Origin of the sequence: Mycobacterium asiaticum, assembly GCF_001668675.1 — a bacterium.
In the GTDB taxonomy this organism is placed as follows: Bacteria; Actinomycetota; Actinomycetes; order Mycobacteriales; family Mycobacteriaceae; genus Mycobacterium; species Mycobacterium asiaticum_D.
On sequence record NZ_LZKQ01000316.1, the window covers coordinates 1 to 18,125 of the forward strand.

Consider the following 18,125-nt stretch of genomic DNA (forward strand, 5'->3'; position numbering starts at 1 on the left):
GTGGTTGTACTTCGTCAGCAGCCTGCACACCAGCTTCGCGTTCGCGTTCGCCTTCTACTTCGCCACCATCGAACGCCAGCGCCGGCACGAACGGTCGGGGGGGCCGGCCGACGCTCTGGTCTCGTAGCGGGTGCGCGAGCCGGTCAGGCCGGCTCCAGCACCTCGGTGCCGACGTATGGCACCAGCGCGGCGGGGACGCGGACACTGCCGTCGGGCTGCTGGTGGTTTTCCAGAATCGACACCAGCCAGCGGGTGGTGCCCAGCGTGCCGTTCAGTGTGGCGGCGGTCTGCGGCTTGCCGTTGGCGTCGCGGTAGCGGGTGGCCAGCCGGCGGGCCTGGAACGTTGTGCAGTTCGATGTCGAAGTCAGCTCGCGGTAGGTCGCCTGGGTCGGCACCCACGCCTCGCAGTCGAACTTCCGCGCGGCCGAGGAGCCCAGGTCACCGGCGGCCACGTCGATCACCCGGTAGGGCACCTCGATGTGCGCCAGCATCTCGCGCTGCCAGCCCAGCAGCCGCTGGTGTTCGGCTTCGGCCTCGTCGGGCCGGCAGTAGACGAAGCCCTCCACCTTGTCGAACTGATGCACCCGGATGATGCCGCGGGTGTCCTTGCCATAGCTGCCGGCCTCCCGGCGGAAGCAGGACGACCAGCCCGCGTACCGCAGCGGCCCGGCGGACAGGTCGAGGATCTCGCCCGAGTGGTAACCCGCCAGCGGCACCTCGGAGGTGCCGACCAGGTAGAGATCGTCGGCCTCCAGCCGGTACACCTCGTCGGCGTGCGCGCCCAGAAAACCCGTCCCGGACATCACCTCGGGGCGCACCAGCACCGGCGGGATCATCGGGATGAAGCCGTTGTCTACCGCTACCCGCAGCGCCAGTTGCAGCAGACCGAGCTGTAACAGGGCCCCGCGGCCGGTCAAGAAGTAGAACCGCGAACCGGAAACCTTCGCGCCGCGCTGCATGTCGATCAGGCCCAGCGATTCGCCCAGTTCGAGGTGGTCCTTGGGGTCGGTCAGCGCCGACGGCTCACCGACGACCTCGAGCACCGCGTAATCGTCCTCTCCGCCGGCCGGAACGCCGTCGATGACCACGTTGGAGATCGCCATGTGCGCGGCCGTCAGCGCGGTTTCGGCCGCGGCCCGGTCCGCTTCGGCGGCCTTCACCTGCTCGGCGAGATCCTTCGCGCGTTCCAGCAACGCCGGGCGCTCCTCGGCCGACGCCGCGCCCACGCTCTTGCTGGCGGCCTTCTGCTCGGCACGCAACGCGTCGGCGGCCGCGATCGCCGCCCGCCGTGCGGCGTCGGCGCTCAACAGCTCGTCCACCAGCGCCGGGTCTTCGCCGCGGCTTCGTTGGGAGCGCCGTACGGCGTCAGGGTCTTCCCGGAGCAGCTTCAGGTCGATCACGGGCGCAAGACTACTGGCCGGCCGCCACGGTCTCACATCTGCAACATTGTTAACAGCCCTTATTCGGCCCTGTCAGAATGGAGCCGATGTTGGACGCGCAAGACGAAAAACCCGACCCCGACGCCGCCGAAGCCGAGGCGGCCGAGCCGTCGGCCGAAGCGACGCCGGACGAGCCCGGCGCCGTCGAGGCGACGCAGGATGTGGCCGAGCACGAGACCGCCGAGGACCTCGAAGAGGACCCGGCCGAGGATTCAGCCGAGGACGCGGAATGGGTCGACGACAATGACGTTGGCGCCCCTTCCGGCGGGTTCCGCTGGCCGCGGGGGTTGCAAGCGTCGGCGACCCGACGCGCGCTGCTGTTGACCGCCCTGGGTGGTCTGCTCATTGCCGGACTGGTCACCGCGCTGCCTTCCGTCGGCACCGGCCCGGGGCGGCTGGCCGGTTACATCGACAGCGATCCGGTACCCAGCACCGGGTCCAAGAGCAACGCCGCGTTCAGCCGCGCCGTCAGCGGCGACTGCCTCAACTGGCCGGACGGCACACCGGAGTCGGCGACCATCGTCAGCTGCGCCGACGACCACCGCTTCGAGGTCGCCGAGTCCGTCGACATGCGGACGTTCCCGGGCACCGAATACGGTCCGACCGCCCCGCCGCCCTCGCCGGCCCGCATCCAGCAGATCAACACCGAACAATGCGAGCCCGCGGTCCGCCGCTACCTCGGCCCCAAGTTCGACCCCAACAGCAAGTTCACCGTGAGCATGCTGTGGTCCGGTGACCGCGCCTGGCGGCAGGCCGGTGAGCGCCGCATGCTGTGCGGTCTGCAGCTACCCGGCCCGAACAACCAGCAGGTCGCCTTCAAGGGCAAGGTCGCCGAGATCGACCAGTCGAAGGTATGGCCGGCCGGCACTTGTCTGGGCATCGACTCGACCACCAACCAGCCGGTCGACGTCCCGGTCGACTGTGCGGCGCCCCACGCGATGGAGGTCACCGGCACCGTCAACTTGGGCGAGAAGTTCCCCAACGCGCTGCCTCCCGAGGCCGAGCAGGACGGGTTCATCAAGGACGCTTGCACCAAGATGACCGACGCCTACCTGGCACCGGTCAAGCTGCGCACCACCACCCTGACGCTGATCTACCCGACGGTGTCGCTGCCGAGTTGGTCGGCGGGTAGCCGCGAGGTCGCCTGCAACATCGGCGCCACGCTCGGCAACGGCGGCTGGGCCACCCTGGTGAACAGCGCCAAAGGCCAGCTGCTGATCAACGGCCAGGCGCCCGTACCGCCGCCCGACATCCCGCAGGAGCGGCTCACGCTGCCGCAGATCCCGGTTCAGGTGCCGACCCAGCAGCCGTCGGCGCCGTCGCAGCAGACGCCGAGCACACCGCCGGGCAATCAGCACCTGCCCAACCAGCAGCCGGTGGTGACGCCTACCCGGGAGCCGTCCGCGCCCGCGCCCCAGGCACCCGCGCCCCAGGGACCGCCGCCAGCACCGGACGGCGGCGCACCGCCGCCGGCTGACAATCCACTACCCGCCGAGCCGGCACCGGTTAACTGACGCCGTGGCTGTGCGGATGGACCCGCAGCGTTTCGACGAGCTGGTCTCCGACGCCCTCGACCTCATTCCCGAAGAACTCACGGCCGCGATGGACAACGTCGTGGTGCTGGTCGCCGACCGGCATCCAGAGGAAGACCTGCTGGGTTTGTACGAAGGTGTGGCGCTGACCGAGCGGGACTCGGACTACGCGGGCGCGCTGCCGGACACGATCACCATCTTCCGCGACACGCTCCTGGAGGTGTGCGACTCGGAGGATGACGTGGTGGATCAGGTCGCGATCACGGTAATCCACGAGATCGCACACCATTTCGGCATCGACGACGACCGGCTCGATGAGCTGGGCTGGGCCTGATTGGCCCGGCGTTGCTCCCCCACTTGTCCGTGTCGAGTGCTATGAACGGCTTATGAGCACAGACTGCCGCGACTGCCAGGCAGGCTTAGATCACTGCCACGGCACCGTCATTCGTCATTGGCTGGGCAGACCGGAATGTACCGACCCGGACTGCGTTGCCCCCGAACTTTTCACCCACACCTTTGTGGTCGACTGCGATGCTGTCGGCTGCGCCTGCATGGAGACGACCACCATCATCGGCTCAACCCATCGGGTCGGTGCTTGACGCGACAGCGTCCTGCACCGGCGTGGCGCCGGGCTCGGGGTAGAACGGCGGCGTCAGGTTCCCCCACCGCACGCAGCTCCACCGTCCGTCGGTGATCGGCGCCAGTACCACCGACTCGGCATTGTCCAACGGGTTGTCCAACACGAAACTGCCGTCCACTCCGGCCAGCACCGCCGATGCCAGGCGAATCGCCGCGCCGTGGCTGACCACCACGATGTCGCCGTCCCAACCGTCGTCGTCCAGATAGCGCATCCGCAGCTCGGTCAGCACCGGCACGTACCGGTCCAGCACCTCGTCAGCGCTTTCACCGCCGGGTAGCGCCACATGCCGCTCGCCGAGTTGCCACCGCTTGTAGATGGCGTTGAACTCGGCGACCGCGTCGTCGTCGTTGCGGTTCTCCAGCTCGCCGACCTGCACCTCGTGGATGCCGCCCAACTCGACGTGCGGCAGATCGAACTGCGCGGCTATCACCTGCGCCGTCTCGGAGGCCCGAACGGCCACCGAATGGGCCAGCATCGCCGGTCGACTGGCCCCGCCGCGCGCGAACGCCCGGGCCTGATCCCTGCCCAGCGGTGTCAGCGCGGCCCCCGGCGGACGGGTGTCCAGCCTGCGCTCGACATTGCCGTAGGACTGTCCATGCCGAAGCAGCACCAGTCGGCCACTCATTGCTGCCTTTCCCCCACGTTCCCGGCCGGATCCGGTCTGCCCTCCCGCAGCGCCGTCAGCCAACTCGATGCCTCGTCCGAAGAAGGCGGCGGCACCCCCGCGGGCCGGCCCGTGGGCCAGGAACCCAGGTAACGCACCTCCGCGCAACGGCGGTGCAGCGCCTTCAATGCCTCGGCGACCGCGTCGTCGTCGATATGTCCCACGCAGTCCACGAAAAACCGGTAGGTCCCCAGGCTGGTGCGCGTGGGCCGGGATTCGATGCGGGTGAGGTCGATGCCCCGCATCCCGAACTCGGTCAGCGCAGCCAGCAGCGCCCCCGGCGCATTCTCGATACGCAGCACCGCCGAGGTGCGATCGGCCCCGGTTCGCGCCGGCGGCGGCCCGGGTGGACCGATCAGGACGAAGCGGGTGCGGGCGCCTGCCTCGTCCACCACACCCTCGGCGATCGCCGCCAGCTTCCAGTGGACGGCAGCCAGCGGAGACGTCACCGCGGCGTCGACCTCCCCGTCGGCCGCCTGGCGCGCGGCGTCGGCATTGGAGTAGGCGGGTCGCAGTTCGGCGCCGGGCAGGTGGGCCGCCAGCCATTGCCGTACCTGCGCGGCGGCTACCGGGAACGCCGCCACGGTGCGCACGTCGGTCGTGTCGCGACCGGGTTGGACGGCGATGCTGAATGCCACGTCCAGCGTGGTCTCGGCGAATATCTGCAGCGGCGAACCGATCGCGAGGCTGTCCAGCGTGGAGGCCAGTGAGCCATCGATCGAGTTCTCGATCGGCGCACAGGCGTAATCCGCCGCTCCGCCCCGCACCGCGTCCAGTGCGGCGGGTGTGCTCTCCACCGGCACCCGCTGCAGCGGACCGGACTGACGGTCGGGCTCGCAGCCGGGAACGAGCCCGGCGGCCGTCATCTGGAGCAACGCCGCCTCCGTGAAGGTCCCTTCCGGACCGAGATAAGCGATGCGGGCCACGTCACAACCCTAACGGCGGTCCGGCTCTTGCGGCCTTACCAGCCCTAAGTTACCTTAGCCTTACCTAATTTGATGGAGGTAAGCGTGCTACCGGTCACACACCCTACGCCGACCACGGCCGAGCGGATTCGCAGCGCATGTGTCCGGGCCGGCGGGGCTCTGCTCGCGGTCGAGGGTGCGGACCCGGTGGCCACGCCGGTGCATCACCTGATGCACGACGGCACCTTCGCCGTGGCCGTTTCCCGCGAGCACGCCGATCCCGACGAGCTGCGGTGCGGAACGCAAGCGCTGCTGGAGTTGACGGACTATGCGCCGCTGCCGCTGCGCGAACCGGTGCGGTCCCTGGTGTGGGTGCGCGGGCGGTTGCACCAGATCCCGCCCGGCGCGGTGACCAAACTGCTCGACCTGATCGCCGCAGAGAACCCCGCCCCGGTGCTGCTGCAGATCCAGACGCCGAAGTCCGGTCCCGTCGAAGCGGACGACCCGCGCTACACCCTGTTGCGCCTGGAAATCGACTCGGTGGTGGTGACCGACGCGACCGGCGCGGAGCCGGTCAGCGTCCACGAACTGCTCGCGGCCCGGCCCGACCCGTTCTGTGAGGTCGAGTCGACCCTGCTGTGGCACCTGTCCACCGATCACAACGACGTGGTCGCCCGCCTGATCTCCCGGCTGCCGGCGCCGCTGCGGCGCGGGCGCGTGCGCCCGCTGGGGCTGGATCGGTACGGGGTGCGGTTTCGCGTCGAGGGAACCGACGGCGACCGCGACATCCGGCTGCCGTTCCACAAGCCCGTCGACGATATGACCGGCCTCAGCCAGGCGATCCGCGTCCTGATGGGCTGCCCGTTCGTCAACGGTCTGCACGCGCGCCGGTAACCGGCCGCCGCCCCGGCCCGGGCGCGACGACGTACGTTAGCCAGGTGAACGGCGATCGGCCACAGCGGGAACCCCCGCCTGCGATTCGCCGCGCCGTTCGTCCGGCGCCCTCGTCGCGACCACCGTCGCAACCACCACCACTGGCACCGCCGGCACCGGCTCGGACGCCACCGCCGCCACGACCGGTTCCCCCGAAGCCACGCCGAAAACGCGCCAGGCGCCGGTGGTTCCGGACGACGGCGCTGTGCTTGCTGATCCTGTTGCTGCTGGGAACGGCGGGGATCCTCGGCGGGATGCTGTGGTTCGACTCCGCGGTGCATCGACAGGCCGTGCTCACCGACTACGCGGGTCGTCCCGCCGCGGGCAGCGGCACCAACTGGCTGCTGGTCGGCTCCGACAGCCGCCAAGACCTCACCGCCGAGCAGCAGCAGGACCTGGCCACCGGCGGCGATGTTGGCACCAGCCGCACCGACACCATCATGCTGGTGCATGTACCCGGCTTCGGGAGCAGCACACCGACCACCCTGGTGTCGATACCGCGCGACTCCTATGTGCCGATCCCCGATCACGGCCGGGACAAGATCAATGCGGCGTTCGCGATCGGCGGCGCGCCGTTGCTGACACGGACCGTAGAGCAGGCCACCGGGCTGCGTCTTGACCACTACGCCGAGATCGGCTTCGCCGGATTCGCCGTTCTGGTCGACGCGCTCGGCGGGGTGACGGTCTGCCCACCCGAACCGGTCCGCGACCCCCTGGCCGGCCTGAACCTACCGGCGGGATGCCAGAAGCTGGACGGGCGCGGTGCGCTCGGCTATGTGCGGACCCGGGCCACCCCGCGGGCGGATCTGGACCGGATGACCCACCAGCGGCAGTTCATGTCGGAGTTGCTGCACCGCGCCAGCAGCCCGGCGGTGTGGCTCAACCCGTGGCGGTGGTACACCGTTCCACGCGCGGCGGCGGGCGCGCTTACGGTTGACCGCGGCGACCATGCGTGGGATCTGTCCCGACTCGGCTGGGCGCTGGACGGACCCACCACTCCCATCACGGTGCCGATCGGCGAATTCACCGACAGCGGCGCCGGCGCGGTGGTGGTGTGGGACCACGACGCCGCCAGCGAGTTGTTCGAGGCGCTGGGAGCCGACCGGCCGGTGCCGGCCGGAGCACTCGACGGACAGCCCTGACTGCCGCGGTCCTGCGCTGGATAAATTGGCGTCAAAGAAATTCAACATAGGCTTCCTTAACTTAGGTAACGCTGCCCTGCGCGAGAATCCTCTTTCCGTTCGAATTGAATTAGGAAACCCTTTCCTGACTAAGCGCAACCTTCGTTGCAGTTGCTTCCTGAGCTGCACTAACCTGCGACTATGACCGATTTCGATGGACCCAGGACCAAATTCCACGCATTGATGCAGGAACAAATATTCAATGAATTCACCGCTGCCCAACAATATGTCGCAATTGCGGTTTATTTCGACAGCGAGGCGCTGCCGCGGCTTGCGAAGCATTTCTACGGCCAGGCAGTCGAGGAACGCAATCACGCGATGATGCTGGTGCAGCACCTGCTCGACCGGGATCTACGCGTGGAGATACCGGGCGCCGACAGCGTGCGCAATCAATTCGATCGGCCGCGGGACGCCCTGGCGCTGGCGCTACAGCAGGAACGTGCCGTCACCGACCAGGTCAGCCGGTTGGCCGCGGTCGCCCGCGACGAGGGCGACTATCTCGGCGAGCAGTTCATGCAGTGGTTCCTCAAGGAGCAGGTCGAAGAGGTGGCGCTCATGACCACCCTGCTGCGCGTCGCCGACCGGGCCGGATCCAACCTGTTCGAATTGGAGACCTACGTAGCCCGCGAGGTCGAGAGAGTGCCGGTCGGGTCGGGCGCGCCCCAGGCGGCGGGCGGCCACCTCTAAGACGCGAGGATCAGCCGCTGTTGTTCTTGCTTTCCAGCCAGGCCTTGGTGCGGCCGGGGTTATTGGTGGCGATCCAGGCGACCCCGACCTCCCGGCAGAAGTCGATGTCGGCGTACTCGTCGACCGTCCAGCAGTACACCGACCGGCCCTGCGCGGCGGAACGATCGACCAACTGGGGATAGTCCCGCAATGCCGGCAGCGAAGGCCCCACCGCCGTGGCACCCACGGCGGTGGCGGCGCTGCTGCTGAGGTAGCGCCCAGTTTTGCCCAGCAGCACCGTGGGCAGCATCGGCGCCGACCGCCGCACCCGCCAGACCGCTGCCGCGGAAAATGACATCACCACCGCGCGGGACCGGTCCGCCGACGGGGGCGAGGCGATACCGAAGCGGTGCAGCAGCGCCAGCAGTTTGGTTTCAACCAGGGACCCATACCGCACCGGGTGCTTGGTTTCGATGAAGATCTTTACCGGGCGGTTCCAATCCAGCACCAGAGCCACCAGCGCGTCCAGGGTCAGCAGTTTGGTGTCACCATGGGCGCCGTCCGACCGCCAGCTGTCGTGCCAGGTGCCGTAATCCAACTCGTGCAGCTCGGCCAGCGTCGCGGTGCTGACCAATCCGGCGCCCGTCGAGGTGCGATCGAGCCGGCGGTCGTGCACGCAGACCAGGTGGCCGTCGCGGGTCAGCCGCACATCGCACTCCACCCCGTCGGCGCCTTCCTTGAGGGCCATGTCATAGGCGGCGAGCGTGTGTTCGGGCCGGGCGGATGACGCGCCGCGGTGGGCAACCACGAAGGGGTGGCCAGTCAGGACCTCATCCGCCCGCGTCATAGGCCTATGCTGCCGGTTCCTGTCCCTCCGACTCAACCGGAGCGGCAGGGACGGGCCGCGCCGGTTGATCAGGTTCTACAGATTCGACGATGAGCCAGCGGTGCGCCGGCCGTGCGACCGGCTTGCGCTCGAATCCCTCGAAGACGCGCCCGGCGGTGGCCACCGTGAGCGCCGCGACCACATAGGAGAGCACCACCATCACGGTGTTGTTGGCGATCCCCTGCGCGTCGCTGGACAAGCTGGTTGCGATCGCGAACAGCGACACCAGATAGCTGAGGACCCACGCCAGCCACCAGGTGGTGATCGGTCTGCGCAACCGCTCGTAGTGGTCTTCGACCAGTGCGAGCTCGATGACGTACACCGGCGCCATCACCAGGTTGGCGAACGGCAGCAGGCAGCCCGCCCACAAGTGGCGGACCGACCGGTGCTCCGGCAAACCGTGATGGGTGAAGGCGGCGGCACGGCGGGCGATCAGCCACTTGATGAGCACCACGAAGAAGGCCAGCATCGACACCAGCGCGGCCACGCTCGCCGCAATCCCCAGCCAGTCCGCGGCGCCCGCCACCAGCGAGTTCAGCAGCGTGTTCCGGTTGAAGATCAGCAGCCCGTACCGCACGGTGTAGACCAGTGCCGCGCCACCTAGCACCAACTGGGTGGCGAACAGCAGAACGCGGACGATCTCGGCGCTGGGTCCGGCTTTGACGGGAGCATCCGTCGGGGTGGGTCCGGCCTGGGCCACTCGGTCGGCCAAGCTCCACCGGGGGATGGCGGCGTAGCGCGGCGTCGGGCCCAGCGGGCGTCGGGGCCGCCTCGGCGGCGGAGCGGCCCCCGGCCGAACCGCAATCCAGCGGAACCCCGGCGGCAACCGAGGTGGCGTGCGTTGGCCGGCCGGTCGGGCGGGTACCGGTCCGGCGGGCTTCCGCCACCGGGGGTCGCCCGGCGGGGCGTCGGGCAGCGGTGCCATCAGCGCGCCTCGACAGCGCGGGCACCAGGAGCGCTGCCGTTCGCGCACATTCCACCGCGTGCCGCACTGAGAGCACACCTGGATCACCGGACCAGCCTAACTTGGCCTCGCGGCGATTCGGATATCCCGGCCGGGCGTAGCACAGCGGCCGGGGCACGGCCCGACCGGGGGCGTGACCTACACCACAGCTAAATACGGCTATCCACAATTTCCACAGGTTTATCCACAATGGGTATGGGTCGGGGATACAGCCTCTATCGGCCAGCTTTGCAAGCGACTGTGGATAACACCCCGGTAACGAAACGCATCAATCGACAGCCCAGCGGTGCCCTGAGCGAAATAGGTCGTGGTGCTTGACAGCGCGGATTACCCACTCGCGGACGGCACCAAACCTGACCGCCGGGGCCGGTTGGACCGTGCGCTCCGGCACGGTCTCCGGTTCTCGGCAGCTTTCATCAAATGCCCTGATCAGAGGCGCGCCAGGGACCAGTGGCCGATCGGTTTTCCACTCGGCCAAGTTAGCGTTATGATCGCGAACGCTATACTCGGTTGTGACTCACCTCACGTGTGATCGGTATCAATCGGCACCAAATCGCTGAGGTGAACGTGCAGGTGGAAGGCGTCTGATGGCCACACATTCGTTCGGTCCGGGATCGACACCGTCGAACTCGTACTCGGGGTCGCCTGCCTGGAATCAGGCCTACATGGTCGCCGCCCTGCGGGCCGGCTTGATCGCTCTCGCACTGCTGGGCGTCCTGGCCCTCATCGCGCTTTCCTGACCTCCCGTCCGGCGACTCCCGCGGAGGGTGTCCGCCGAGGCCCGTCCTTGCGGCATAGGCGACCATGGAGCAGGGTTGAAGGTGCCAGGTTTCGTCCGTGGCGGGACCCCGCGAGTAGCACGTCAGACGATCCGCTCATCGAAGGAAGGAAAGCCGTGGCTGAATACACCCTGCCCGACTTGGACTGGGATTACGCAGCACTCGAACCGCACATCTCCGGTCAGATCAACGAGATCCACCACACCAAGCACCACGCCACCTACGTCAAGGGCGTCAACGACGCGGTCGCCAAGCTGGAAGAGGCGCGGGCCAAGGGTGACCACTCCGCGATCTTCTTGAACGAGAAGAATCTGGCCTTCCACCTCGGCGGGCACGTGAACCACTCCATCTGGTGGAAGAACCTGTCGCCGGACGGCGGCGACAAGCCGACCGGTGACCTAGCAGCCGCCATCGACGATCAGTTCGGGTCGTTCGACAAGTTCCAGGCCCAGTTCAGTGCGGCCGCGAATGGCCTGCAGGGCTCGGGCTGGGCGGTGCTGGGTTATGACACGTTGGGCGGCCGGTTGCTGACCTTCCAACTGTATGACCAGCAGGCCAACGTGCCGCTGGGCATCGTTCCGTTGCTGCAGGTCGACATGTGGGAGCACGCCTTCTACCTGCAGTACAAGAACGTCAAAGCCGATTACGTGAAAGCGTTCTGGAATGTTGTGAACTGGGCTGACGTCCAGTCGCGCTACGAGGCAGCGACTTCGAAGACCTCGGGACTGATATTCCCCTGATTTCACCTCCTGGCAGGGGCGTCGCGCGGCATCGTGCGGCGCCCCTGCCTTTTGGCCAAATCGTTAGCCGTGTCGAGTTGCACGACACCAAAACCCCGCGCATTCTTAATTATTCGAGCTACCATTTTGTTCGAGCTACCAGCGTGGTTACTTCGGATGAAGGCGTCACGGAGGCAACATGGATGCGGGGTCAGAACGGCCGATCGGGATTGCTCCTTTTCATGCTCGCGGTGCATTGAAAGGATTCGTCATCTCTGGCCGCTGGCCTGATTCCACCAAAGAGTGGGCGCAGCTGCTGATGGCTGCGGTCCGCGTCGCCTCGTTGCCCGGATTGCTCTCCACCACAACGGTGTTCGGCGCCCGTGAAGAACTGCCCGACGAACCCCAGCCCGGAACAGTCGGCCTGGTGTTGGCCGAAGGCACCGTCACCGGCGAAAAGGCAATCCGGCCTGGGTATTTCGCGGATCACCAGCCGCCTGCCCTGTTGATGTTGCACCCGCCGTCCGAAACGACGCCGTCGTTGCCGGAGTGCACCGGCGCCGCGTCGGGGTGCGTACTGCTGCCCGGACTGCCGTACCTCGGCCTGGAGCATCGGGCGGCGTGGGTGGAAGCCGAGGCGGACGGCACCATCACCTCGATGGTGAGCCGCGTCGGCGTCGACCCGATCAGCCATCCCGACACCGCGATTCTGGCGATGCTGCTTGCGGCATAAGCAAATTCAAACCGAAGAATACGGCCACCCGAACATCGCCCGTGCGCTGGCGCGGCCCGAATTCGGCCGCTAGCCTGGGTTTTGTCAGCGAAGGGGAGTAGCCCCCAATCGTCGTGTCGACATACTGGCGAAAGCCCGGCCGGCGAACCGATCCTCTGGGACGGTGGGTGAGACCTTCGACCGGTGTCGACGGCTTTTCGGCCGCCGACGACGCGTCGAAAGGTCGTCTCACATGCTCGCCGCCACTCTGCTGAGCCTCGGCGTGGTGTTCCTGGCCGAACTCGGTGACCGCTCGCAGCTGCTGACCATGACCTACGCCTTGCGCTACCGATGGTGGGTGGTGCTGAGCGGGGTCGCCATCGCCTCCGCCACGGTGCACGGGGTCTCGGTGGCAATCGGGCATTTCCTGGGAACGACGCTGCCGTCGCGGCCGATGGCGTTCGCCTCGGCGATCGCCTTCTTGATCTTCGCCGCCTGGGCCTGGCGAGAAGGCACCGAAAGCGGTGGCGAAGATGTGTCGGCGCCGCGCCAACCCCGTTTCGCGCTGCTCACCATCGTGTCCTCGTTCGTACTGGCGGAGATGAGCGACAAGACCACCCTCGCCACGCTCACGCTCGCCAGCGAGCACGATTGGGTCGGCGTGTGGATCGGCACCACGCTCGGCATGATCCTGGCCGACGGCCTGGCCATCGGTGCCGGTCTGTTGCTGCATCGGCGACTACCGGAGCAGCTCCTGCACTTCATAGCCAGCCTGCTGTTCCTGATGTTCGGGTTGTGGATGCTGTTCGATGCGGCGCTGGGGTGGCGTTGGGTCGCCATCGGGGCCACCGCGGCGGTCGGGTTGACGGCTGCGATGGCAGCCGCGGCGCAAACTCTGCAACGACGCCGGAAGGCCGCCGCGAGCGTCCCCCCTGCGTCGTGACGGACGCCGCCTCGGCGTTCGGCCGCGGGCTGGCCCCGCGCCGCATTTGCAGAAGCGCCGGTAACTTGCTGGCGGGCTGCTCCGCCGGTTCTGCGACCACAGCGCAGGTCTGATGATGCGCGTTCGTGGTACCGAGTAGCAAAGTGCGCGTTTGCGGCTTTCTCGCTCGTCGCTGGTTGCCCAGAACCCGGCGCAGCTGACTCGTTCGGTTGGGAGCGCCGTCATGACCGGCGTTCGGGCGGGCCACAATCTCGTGCATCTCCACCGCGTTTTCTGCGGATAACCTGTGAGATTTGGACTTTTTCTGGACACCCGGCCGTTTCATTTGGATGCTCATCGGGGGTGTCTCGCCGAGGCACCTTGCACGGCCGTACCGAAACCGATCAGGTTTGCACTTGGTTGTTGGACACAAGTATCGCTACCATGATCAGCAAATAACCTAGTGATTACCGTTTACCCTTAGAGCTCCGTTGGAGGTCATATCGATGAGCACGACGTTCGCTGCCCGCCTGAACCGCCTGTTCGATACGGTTTATCCCCCGGGGCGGGGTCCGCACACCTCGGCGGAGGTGATCGCGGCACTCAAGGCGGAGGGCATCACGATGTCGGCTCCTTACCTGTCGCAGCTACGTTCCGGCAACCGCACGAATCCGTCGTCGGCGACCATGGCCGCCCTGGCCAACTTCTTCCGGATCAAGCCGGCCTTCTTCACCGACGACGAGTACTACGAGAAGCTCGACAAGGAGTTGCAGTACCTCTCGTCGGTCCGAGAGAACGGCGTCCGCCGCATTGCGGCGCGGGCACAGGGTTTGACGCCCGAAGCCCAGGCGAAGGTCCTGGACCGGATCGACGAACTGCGCCGCACTGAAGGTCTGGACGACTAGAACCGCTGACGGCCACCGGCTCCTCTGACCTGGCGGGCCGCGGACGTTGCCCGCGGATTAGGGTTGGCGCAGCGCTTGCGCACCTGCACCGCGCTAGTTCACGAGATACCGGGAGGCGGCCGGGGATGGGCCTGTTCGGCAAGCGAAAGAGCCGCGCGACTCGTCGCGCCGAAGCCCGCGCGATCAAGGCCCGCGCCAAGTTGGAGGCCAGGTTGCTGGCCAAGAACGAGCGCCGCCGCATCAAGAACGCGGAGAAGGCGGCCGAACGGGCCCTCAAGGCGCAACTCAAAGCGCAGAAGGACAGCGACCGGGCTGCCCTGAAAATCGCCGAGGCGGAGCTCAAAGCGGTGCGTGAGGGCAAATTGCTGTCCCCCACCCGCATCCGCCGGACGCTGACGGTATCCCGATTGCTGGCCCCGGTGCTGATCCCGCTGATCTACCGGGCGGCCATCGCCGCGCGCGGTTTGCTCGACCAGCGTCGAGCGGACCAACTGGGCATCCCGCTGGCTCAGATCGGGCAGTTCTCCGGACACGGTGCCCGGTTGTCGGCCCGGGTGGCCGGAGCCGAGCAGTCGCTGCAGGCGGTGCAGGAGAAGAAGCCGAAAGACCCCGAGACCAAGCAATTCGTGGCCGCCATCAGCGAGAAGTTGTCGGACCTGTCCACCGCCATCACGGCCGCGGAGCACATGCCCACTCAGCGGCGCCGGGCAGCCCATGCCGCCATCTCGTCGCAGTTGGACGGAATCGAGGCCGACCTGTTGGCCCGGCTGGGACTCGGCTGAGCGCATGCACCAATTCATCACCTGGGTTGGACTGCTGTCGGCCCTGCTGACCTCGACGGTCCTCACCGCGGGTGCGGCCTCTGCCGTGCCGGGCGCCGCGCCTGCCAACACGGAGCCCGAGGTGCCGGCCTGGGTGTTCGGGGCGGGGGCCATCGCCGCGGTGGCCGTGGTCGCGTTCTGGTCGATGCGACGCAGACCGTAGGCCCCGCGACGGGCCCCAGGGTGGCCCAAGCCCGCCCTGGCATGATGGACCCGAGTGTTGAGCGAACCCGTTTAGCGACGACAAAGCTGTGAAGGAGCGGCCGCATGGCAGATCCGCAGGATCAACCCGACGGCGAGCCCCAGGCGGCCACGCCGGCAAAGAAGGCAGCCGCCAAGAAGGCCGCCAAGGCGCCCGCCAAGAAGGCAGTGGCGAAGAAGGCCCCGGCCAAGAAAGCCCCCGCGAAGAAGGCCCCGGCCAAGAAGGCGCCCGCCAAGAAGGTGGCCGCCGCGGCTCCCGCCGAGCCGCCGGTCGAGAAACTTGCGGACCTGCAACAGCGCGCGGAAACCAACGGGCAGCTCGCGGCTGCCAAAGACGCCGCCGCACAGGCCAAGTCGACGGTCGAAAGCGCGAAGAACCCGCTGCCCGCCGCTGCCGTCGCACCGACCTCGGCCCAGTCTCCCCTCCCGTGGATCGTCGCCGTCGCCGTCAGCCTGCTGGCCCTGCTGTTGGTGCGCCAGCTGCGCCGCCACTGAGTGCCGATGTCCGTGTCATTTCGGCCGACGGCCGACCTGGTCGACGACATCGGGCCCGACGTCCGCAGTTGCGACCTGCAGTTCCGGCAGTTCGGCGGTCGAACGGAATTCGCCGGACCCATCAGCACGGTTCGCTGCTTTCAGGACAACGCGCTGCTCAAATCCGTGCTGTCGGAGCCCGGCGAAGGCGGTGTGCTGGTGATCGATGGCGACGGCTCGCTGCACACCGCGTTGGTCGGTGATCTGATCGCCGACTTGGCCCGGTCCAACGGCTGGGCGGGCCTGATCGTGAACGGCGCGGTGCGCGACGCCGCCGCGCTGCGTGGCATCGACATCGGCATCAAGGCGTTGGGTACCAATCCACGCAAGAGCACGAAGACCGGCGCCGGCGAGCGCAACGTCGAAATCAGCTTGGGTGGTGTGGTATTCGTGCCCGGCGAGGTGGCCTACAGCGACGACGACGGCATTGTCGTCGTCACCGCAGGAGCTTGAGCCGCCACTAAACAGATACGGCGACAGGTTTTTTGGCGAACCGCAATCCCTCGTCGTCGATCTTGCCCCGCCGGATCAAGTGGATGTCGCGCAAGTAGTTCTGGTTCAGCCGCCAAGGCTTGCGCGAGCCCTGCTTGGGTAGCTCGTCCAGCGATCGCAGCACGTATCCGGGCGTGAACTCCATGAACGGCCGCTCATCGACATCCGACGGCGGCTGTTCGACGACCACGGTGTCGAAGCCGTTCGCGTCCATATGGTTGAGCATCCGGCACACGAATTCGGAGACCAGGTCGGCCTTCAACGTCCACGACGCATTGGTGTAGCCGACGGTGTAAGCCATGTTCGGGACGCCGGACAGCATCATGCCCTTGTAGGCCATCGTCTTGGTCAGGTCCACCGGTTCGCCGTCGATGCTGGCCGTCGCCCCACCGAACAACTGAAGGTTCAAACCCGTTGCGGTGATGATGATGTCGGCCTGCAGTTCCTGTCCGGAGTTGAGCAGGATCCCGGTCGGGGTGAACCGGTCGATGGTGTCCGTGACGACCTCGGCCTTTCCGTGCCTGATCGCGCGGAAGAGATCACCGTTGGGCACCAGGCAGAGCCGTTGCTCCCACGGGTTGTAATGCGGACCGAAATGCTTACGCACGTCGTAGTTCTCGGGGAGTTGAGCCTTGACCATGCCCATGAACATCTTGCGCATGCGGCGCGGCCATTTCTGGCAGGCCCCGTACACCGCCTGCTGACGCAGCACGTTCTTCCATCGGATGGCCGTGTAGGCGGCCCGCTCCGGGAGGTAGCGGTTGAGCTTCTCAGCGATGCCGTCCTCTTCGGGCTGGGACACGATGTATGTGGGCGAACGCTGCAGCATCGTGACATGCTTGGCACCCGAATTGGCAAGCGCCGGAACGAGAGTGACGGAGGTCGCGCCGCTGCCGATGACGACGATCTTCTTGTCCTGGTAGTCCAGGTCCTCGGGCCAGTGCTGCGGATGGATGATCGGCCCGGTGAAGTCCTGCTCACCGGGAAACTCGGGCGCATAACCCTGCTCGTAGTTGTAGTAGCCGCTGCACAGGAACAAAAAGTTACAGGTGATGCTGCTGGTGGTGCCATCGCTTTCGATCTGCACGGTCCAGCGGTTGTCCGCCGTCGACCAGTCGGCGCTGATGACCTTCTGGTTCAGCCGGATGTGCTTGTCGATCCCGTACATGGCCGCGGTCTCGGTGACGTAGTCGAGGATCGGTTTGCCGTCAGCGATGGCCTGACGTTCGGTCCAGGGGCGGAACCGGAAACCCAGCGTGTACATATCCGAGTCCGAGCGGATGCCCGGGTAGCGGAACAGATCCCAGGTGCCGCCCATGGCCGCCCGCTTCTCCAGAATCGCGTAACTCTTGCGTGGGCAGCGGTCTTGCAGATGCCAGGCGGCGCTCACGCCGGAGATACCGGCGCCGACGATGACGACGTCAAGGTGCTCAGTCATGGAACCCACGGTATCAACAGGGTGTTGAGGCCGCCAACGATGTGTCGACGAGTTTGCCAGGCACGCTTTCACCCAACAAACCAGGGCTCTTGAATTCGCTGTGGACTCTTTTTGCCCGGGCTATAGTTCGCAAATTGCTTTGCGGGCGGCCAGTTAGGGGTCTTGGTGTCATTTGTCGTCGCATTGCCGGAGGCGCTGAACACCGCAGCAGCCGATCTGGTCGGTCTCGGGTCGGCGCTCGGTGCGGCGAACCACACGGCTGCGCTTCGAACGACGCAGGTGGTGGCCGCCGCGCAGGACGACGTGTCGCGGGCCATCGCCGCGCTGTTCTCCGCGCACGGTCGCGGCTACCAGGCACTGGCCTGGCAAGCCGCGAGGCTTCATGGTCAGTTCACCCAAGCGCTGTCAACGGCTGCGGGCGCCTACGCCGGTGCGGAGGCGGTGAACGCGGCCGCGGCCACGGGTCCGCTGCAGCAGCTGCTGAACGCGGTCAACACCCAGGTCCAAGCGCTGACCGGGCGCCCGCTCGCGGGAAACGGCGCCAACGGTGCGCCGGGTTCGGGCAGCCCCGGTGGAGCCGGCGGATGGTTGTGGGGCAACGGCGGGGCCGGCGGATCCGGGGCGGCGGGCGTGACCGGTCAGAACGGTGGCGCCGGCGGAGCCGCCGGGCTATTCGGCAACGGCGGCGCGGGCGGGGCCGGTGGGGAATCGACGACCGGATCCGCCGACCCCGCCAGCGCTCAGCAGTCCTCCCGTTCCACCGGCACCGCCGGTGCCGCCTATGCCGCCGGC

22 protein-coding genes and 1 pseudogene are annotated in these 18,125 nt (G+C 67.3%); 17 read left to right on the plus strand and 6 right to left on the minus strand.

Features of this window, described 5'->3' with window-relative positions; translation table 11 throughout:
• Nucleotides 1-127, plus strand: a pseudogene (locus A9X01_RS31660) (DUF2834 domain-containing protein); the annotation flags it as partial.
• Between the two features lie 16 nt (nt 128-143).
• Here the strand turns inward: A9X01_RS31660 and serS are convergent.
• Nucleotides 144-1,400 carry a serine--tRNA ligase gene (gene serS / locus A9X01_RS26040; protein WP_065123467.1) on the minus strand — a complete coding sequence of 419 codons (1,257 nt, stop codon included), beginning with the start codon at nt 1,398-1,400 and terminating at the stop codon, nt 144-146.
• Between the two features lie 86 nt (nt 1,401-1,486).
• Here serS and A9X01_RS26045 point away from each other — a divergent pair, with 86 nt between their 5' ends.
• From A9X01_RS26045 to A9X01_RS31665, 3 genes are read left to right on the plus strand one after another with little or no spacing between them, the layout of a single operon-like run.
• A complete protein-coding gene (locus A9X01_RS26045) occupies nt 1,487-2,953 on the plus strand; it encodes a septum formation family protein (RefSeq protein ID WP_253849401.1) in 1,467 nt (488 codons plus the stop codon).
• A gap of 4 nt (nt 2,954-2,957) precedes the next feature.
• Complete coding sequence (locus tag A9X01_RS26050) at nt 2,958-3,305, plus strand: metallopeptidase family protein (protein WP_065123468.1); 348 nt, start codon at nt 2,958-2,960, stop codon at nt 3,303-3,305.
• A gap of 52 nt (nt 3,306-3,357) precedes the next feature.
• Entirely contained in the window at nt 3,358-3,570 is a 213-nt protein-coding gene (locus tag A9X01_RS31665; RefSeq protein ID WP_081282642.1) for a hypothetical protein, read from the plus strand.
• Here the strand turns inward: A9X01_RS31665 and A9X01_RS26055 are convergent.
• Nucleotides 3,547-4,236, minus strand: a complete 690-nt coding sequence (locus A9X01_RS26055) for a histidine phosphatase family protein (protein WP_065123469.1) — start codon at nt 4,234-4,236, stop codon at nt 3,547-3,549. The two genes, A9X01_RS31665 and A9X01_RS26055, sit on opposite strands and share 24 nt — an antisense overlap.
• Complete coding sequence (gene pheA, locus A9X01_RS26060) at nt 4,233-5,201, minus strand: prephenate dehydratase (protein ID WP_065123470.1); 969 nt, start codon at nt 5,199-5,201, stop codon at nt 4,233-4,235. Before pheA ends, A9X01_RS26055 begins: the two co-directional genes overlap by 4 nt.
• A gap of 72 nt (nt 5,202-5,273) precedes the next feature.
• Between pheA and A9X01_RS26065 the strand changes: the two genes are divergently transcribed.
• The 3 genes from A9X01_RS26065 to A9X01_RS26075 all read left to right on the plus strand — a co-directional run bounded on the left by A9X01_RS26065 (nt 5,274) and on the right by A9X01_RS26075 (nt 7,981).
• The gene (locus A9X01_RS26065; RefSeq protein WP_065123471.1) at nt 5,274-6,074 is read left to right on the plus strand and encodes a DUF2470 domain-containing protein; all 801 of its coding nucleotides are present in this window, start codon (nt 5,274-5,276) and stop codon (nt 6,072-6,074) included.
• A 44-nt stretch (nt 6,075-6,118) separates the two neighbouring features.
• On the plus strand, nt 6,119-7,255 hold the full coding sequence (locus tag A9X01_RS26070; protein WP_065123472.1) for an LCP family protein: 1,137 nt from the start codon (nt 6,119-6,121) through the stop codon (nt 7,253-7,255).
• 180 nt (nt 7,256-7,435) lie between these two features.
• The gene (locus A9X01_RS26075; protein WP_065123473.1) at nt 7,436-7,981 is read left to right on the plus strand and encodes a ferritin; all 546 of its coding nucleotides are present in this window, start codon (nt 7,436-7,438) and stop codon (nt 7,979-7,981) included.
• 10 nt (nt 7,982-7,991) lie between these two features.
• Here the strand turns inward: A9X01_RS26075 and A9X01_RS26080 are convergent, their stop codons facing one another.
• Complete coding sequence (locus tag A9X01_RS26080) at nt 7,992-8,807, minus strand: glycerophosphodiester phosphodiesterase (protein ID WP_065123474.1); 816 nt, start codon at nt 8,805-8,807, stop codon at nt 7,992-7,994.
• Nucleotides 8,808-8,811: 4 nt separating this feature from the next.
• Nucleotides 8,812-9,858, minus strand: coding sequence for a DUF4328 domain-containing protein (locus A9X01_RS26085; RefSeq protein WP_081282644.1), 1,047 nt, complete (start codon nt 9,856-9,858; stop codon nt 8,812-8,814).
• A 539-nt stretch (nt 9,859-10,397) separates the two neighbouring features.
• Here A9X01_RS26085 and A9X01_RS30750 point away from each other — a divergent pair.
• The 9 genes from A9X01_RS30750 (at nt 10,398) to rraA (ending at nt 15,856) form a co-directional block, all read left to right on the plus strand.
• Nucleotides 10,398-10,550 carry a hypothetical protein gene (locus A9X01_RS30750; protein ID WP_167659592.1) on the plus strand — a complete coding sequence of 51 codons (153 nt, stop codon included), beginning with the start codon at nt 10,398-10,400 and terminating at the stop codon, nt 10,548-10,550.
• A gap of 155 nt (nt 10,551-10,705) precedes the next feature.
• Nucleotides 10,706-11,329: a superoxide dismutase gene (locus A9X01_RS26090; RefSeq protein WP_036362451.1), complete on the plus strand. Its 624-nt coding sequence runs from the start codon at nt 10,706-10,708 to the stop codon at nt 11,327-11,329.
• Nucleotides 11,330-11,507: 178 nt separating this feature from the next.
• Nucleotides 11,508-12,041, plus strand: coding sequence for a hypothetical protein (locus A9X01_RS26095; RefSeq protein WP_036362450.1), 534 nt, complete (start codon nt 11,508-11,510; stop codon nt 12,039-12,041).
• Between the two features lie 232 nt (nt 12,042-12,273).
• Nucleotides 12,274-12,963 carry a TMEM165/GDT1 family protein gene (locus A9X01_RS26100; protein WP_065123476.1) on the plus strand — a complete coding sequence of 230 codons (690 nt, stop codon included), beginning with the start codon at nt 12,274-12,276 and terminating at the stop codon, nt 12,961-12,963.
• Between the two features lie 485 nt (nt 12,964-13,448).
• The gene (locus A9X01_RS26105) at nt 13,449-13,847 is read left to right on the plus strand and encodes a GreA/GreB family elongation factor (protein WP_065123482.1); all 399 of its coding nucleotides are present in this window, start codon (nt 13,449-13,451) and stop codon (nt 13,845-13,847) included.
• A gap of 125 nt (nt 13,848-13,972) precedes the next feature.
• The gene (locus A9X01_RS26110) at nt 13,973-14,629 is read left to right on the plus strand and encodes a DUF6474 family protein (protein ID WP_065123477.1); all 657 of its coding nucleotides are present in this window, start codon (nt 13,973-13,975) and stop codon (nt 14,627-14,629) included.
• Nucleotides 14,630-14,633: 4 nt separating this feature from the next.
• The gene (locus A9X01_RS26115) at nt 14,634-14,831 is read left to right on the plus strand and encodes a hypothetical protein (RefSeq protein WP_065123478.1); all 198 of its coding nucleotides are present in this window, start codon (nt 14,634-14,636) and stop codon (nt 14,829-14,831) included.
• A 104-nt stretch (nt 14,832-14,935) separates the two neighbouring features.
• Complete coding sequence (locus tag A9X01_RS31975) at nt 14,936-15,364, plus strand: Rv3852 family protein (protein ID WP_065123479.1); 429 nt, start codon at nt 14,936-14,938, stop codon at nt 15,362-15,364.
• 6 nt (nt 15,365-15,370) lie between these two features.
• Entirely contained in the window at nt 15,371-15,856 is a 486-nt protein-coding gene (rraA, locus tag A9X01_RS26125; protein ID WP_065123483.1) for a ribonuclease E activity regulator RraA, read from the plus strand.
• Between the two features lie 7 nt (nt 15,857-15,863).
• Here rraA and A9X01_RS26130 read toward each other — a convergent pair whose 3' ends face one another.
• Nucleotides 15,864-17,333, minus strand: coding sequence for a flavin-containing monooxygenase (locus tag A9X01_RS26130; protein WP_065123480.1), 1,470 nt, complete (start codon nt 17,331-17,333; stop codon nt 15,864-15,866).
• A 165-nt stretch (nt 17,334-17,498) separates the two neighbouring features.
• Here A9X01_RS26130 and A9X01_RS26135 point away from each other — a divergent pair.
• Nucleotides 17,499-18,125: PE family protein (locus A9X01_RS26135; protein WP_155772298.1), on the plus strand; the 627-nt coding region annotated here is incomplete at its 3' end.

Bases quoted from the DNA above. Each gene is read 5' to 3' on its own strand.
- A9X01_RS26080 (WP_065123474.1), bottom strand. From the start codon at position 8,807: ATGACGCGGGCGGATGAGGTCCTGACTGGCCACCCCTTCGTGGTTGCC.
- A9X01_RS26055 (WP_065123469.1), bottom strand. From the start codon at position 4,236: ATGAGTGGCCGACTGGTGCTGCTTCGGCATGGACAGTCCTACGGCAAT.
- rraA (WP_065123483.1), top strand. From the start codon at position 15,371: ATGTCCGTGTCATTTCGGCCGACGGCCGACCTGGTCGACGACATCGGG.
- A9X01_RS26045 (WP_253849401.1), top strand. From the start codon at position 1,487: ATGTTGGACGCGCAAGACGAAAAACCCGACCCCGACGCCGCCGAAGCC.
- A9X01_RS26105 (WP_065123482.1), top strand. From the start codon at position 13,449: ATGAGCACGACGTTCGCTGCCCGCCTGAACCGCCTGTTCGATACGGTT.
- A9X01_RS30750 (WP_167659592.1), top strand. From the start codon at position 10,398: ATGGCCACACATTCGTTCGGTCCGGGATCGACACCGTCGAACTCGTAC.
- A9X01_RS26115 (WP_065123478.1), top strand. From the start codon at position 14,634: ATGCACCAATTCATCACCTGGGTTGGACTGCTGTCGGCCCTGCTGACC.
- A9X01_RS31665 (WP_081282642.1), top strand. From the start codon at position 3,358: ATGAGCACAGACTGCCGCGACTGCCAGGCAGGCTTAGATCACTGCCAC.
- A9X01_RS31975 (WP_065123479.1), top strand. From the start codon at position 14,936: ATGGCAGATCCGCAGGATCAACCCGACGGCGAGCCCCAGGCGGCCACG.
- A9X01_RS26095 (WP_036362450.1), top strand. From the start codon at position 11,508: ATGGATGCGGGGTCAGAACGGCCGATCGGGATTGCTCCTTTTCATGCT.
- A9X01_RS26130 (WP_065123480.1), bottom strand. From the start codon at position 17,333: ATGACTGAGCACCTTGACGTCGTCATCGTCGGCGCCGGTATCTCCGGC.
- A9X01_RS26065 (WP_065123471.1), top strand. From the start codon at position 5,274: ATGGAGGTAAGCGTGCTACCGGTCACACACCCTACGCCGACCACGGCC.
- A9X01_RS26110 (WP_065123477.1), top strand. From the start codon at position 13,973: ATGGGCCTGTTCGGCAAGCGAAAGAGCCGCGCGACTCGTCGCGCCGAA.
- A9X01_RS26075 (WP_065123473.1), top strand. From the start codon at position 7,436: ATGACCGATTTCGATGGACCCAGGACCAAATTCCACGCATTGATGCAG.
- A9X01_RS26100 (WP_065123476.1), top strand. From the start codon at position 12,274: ATGCTCGCCGCCACTCTGCTGAGCCTCGGCGTGGTGTTCCTGGCCGAA.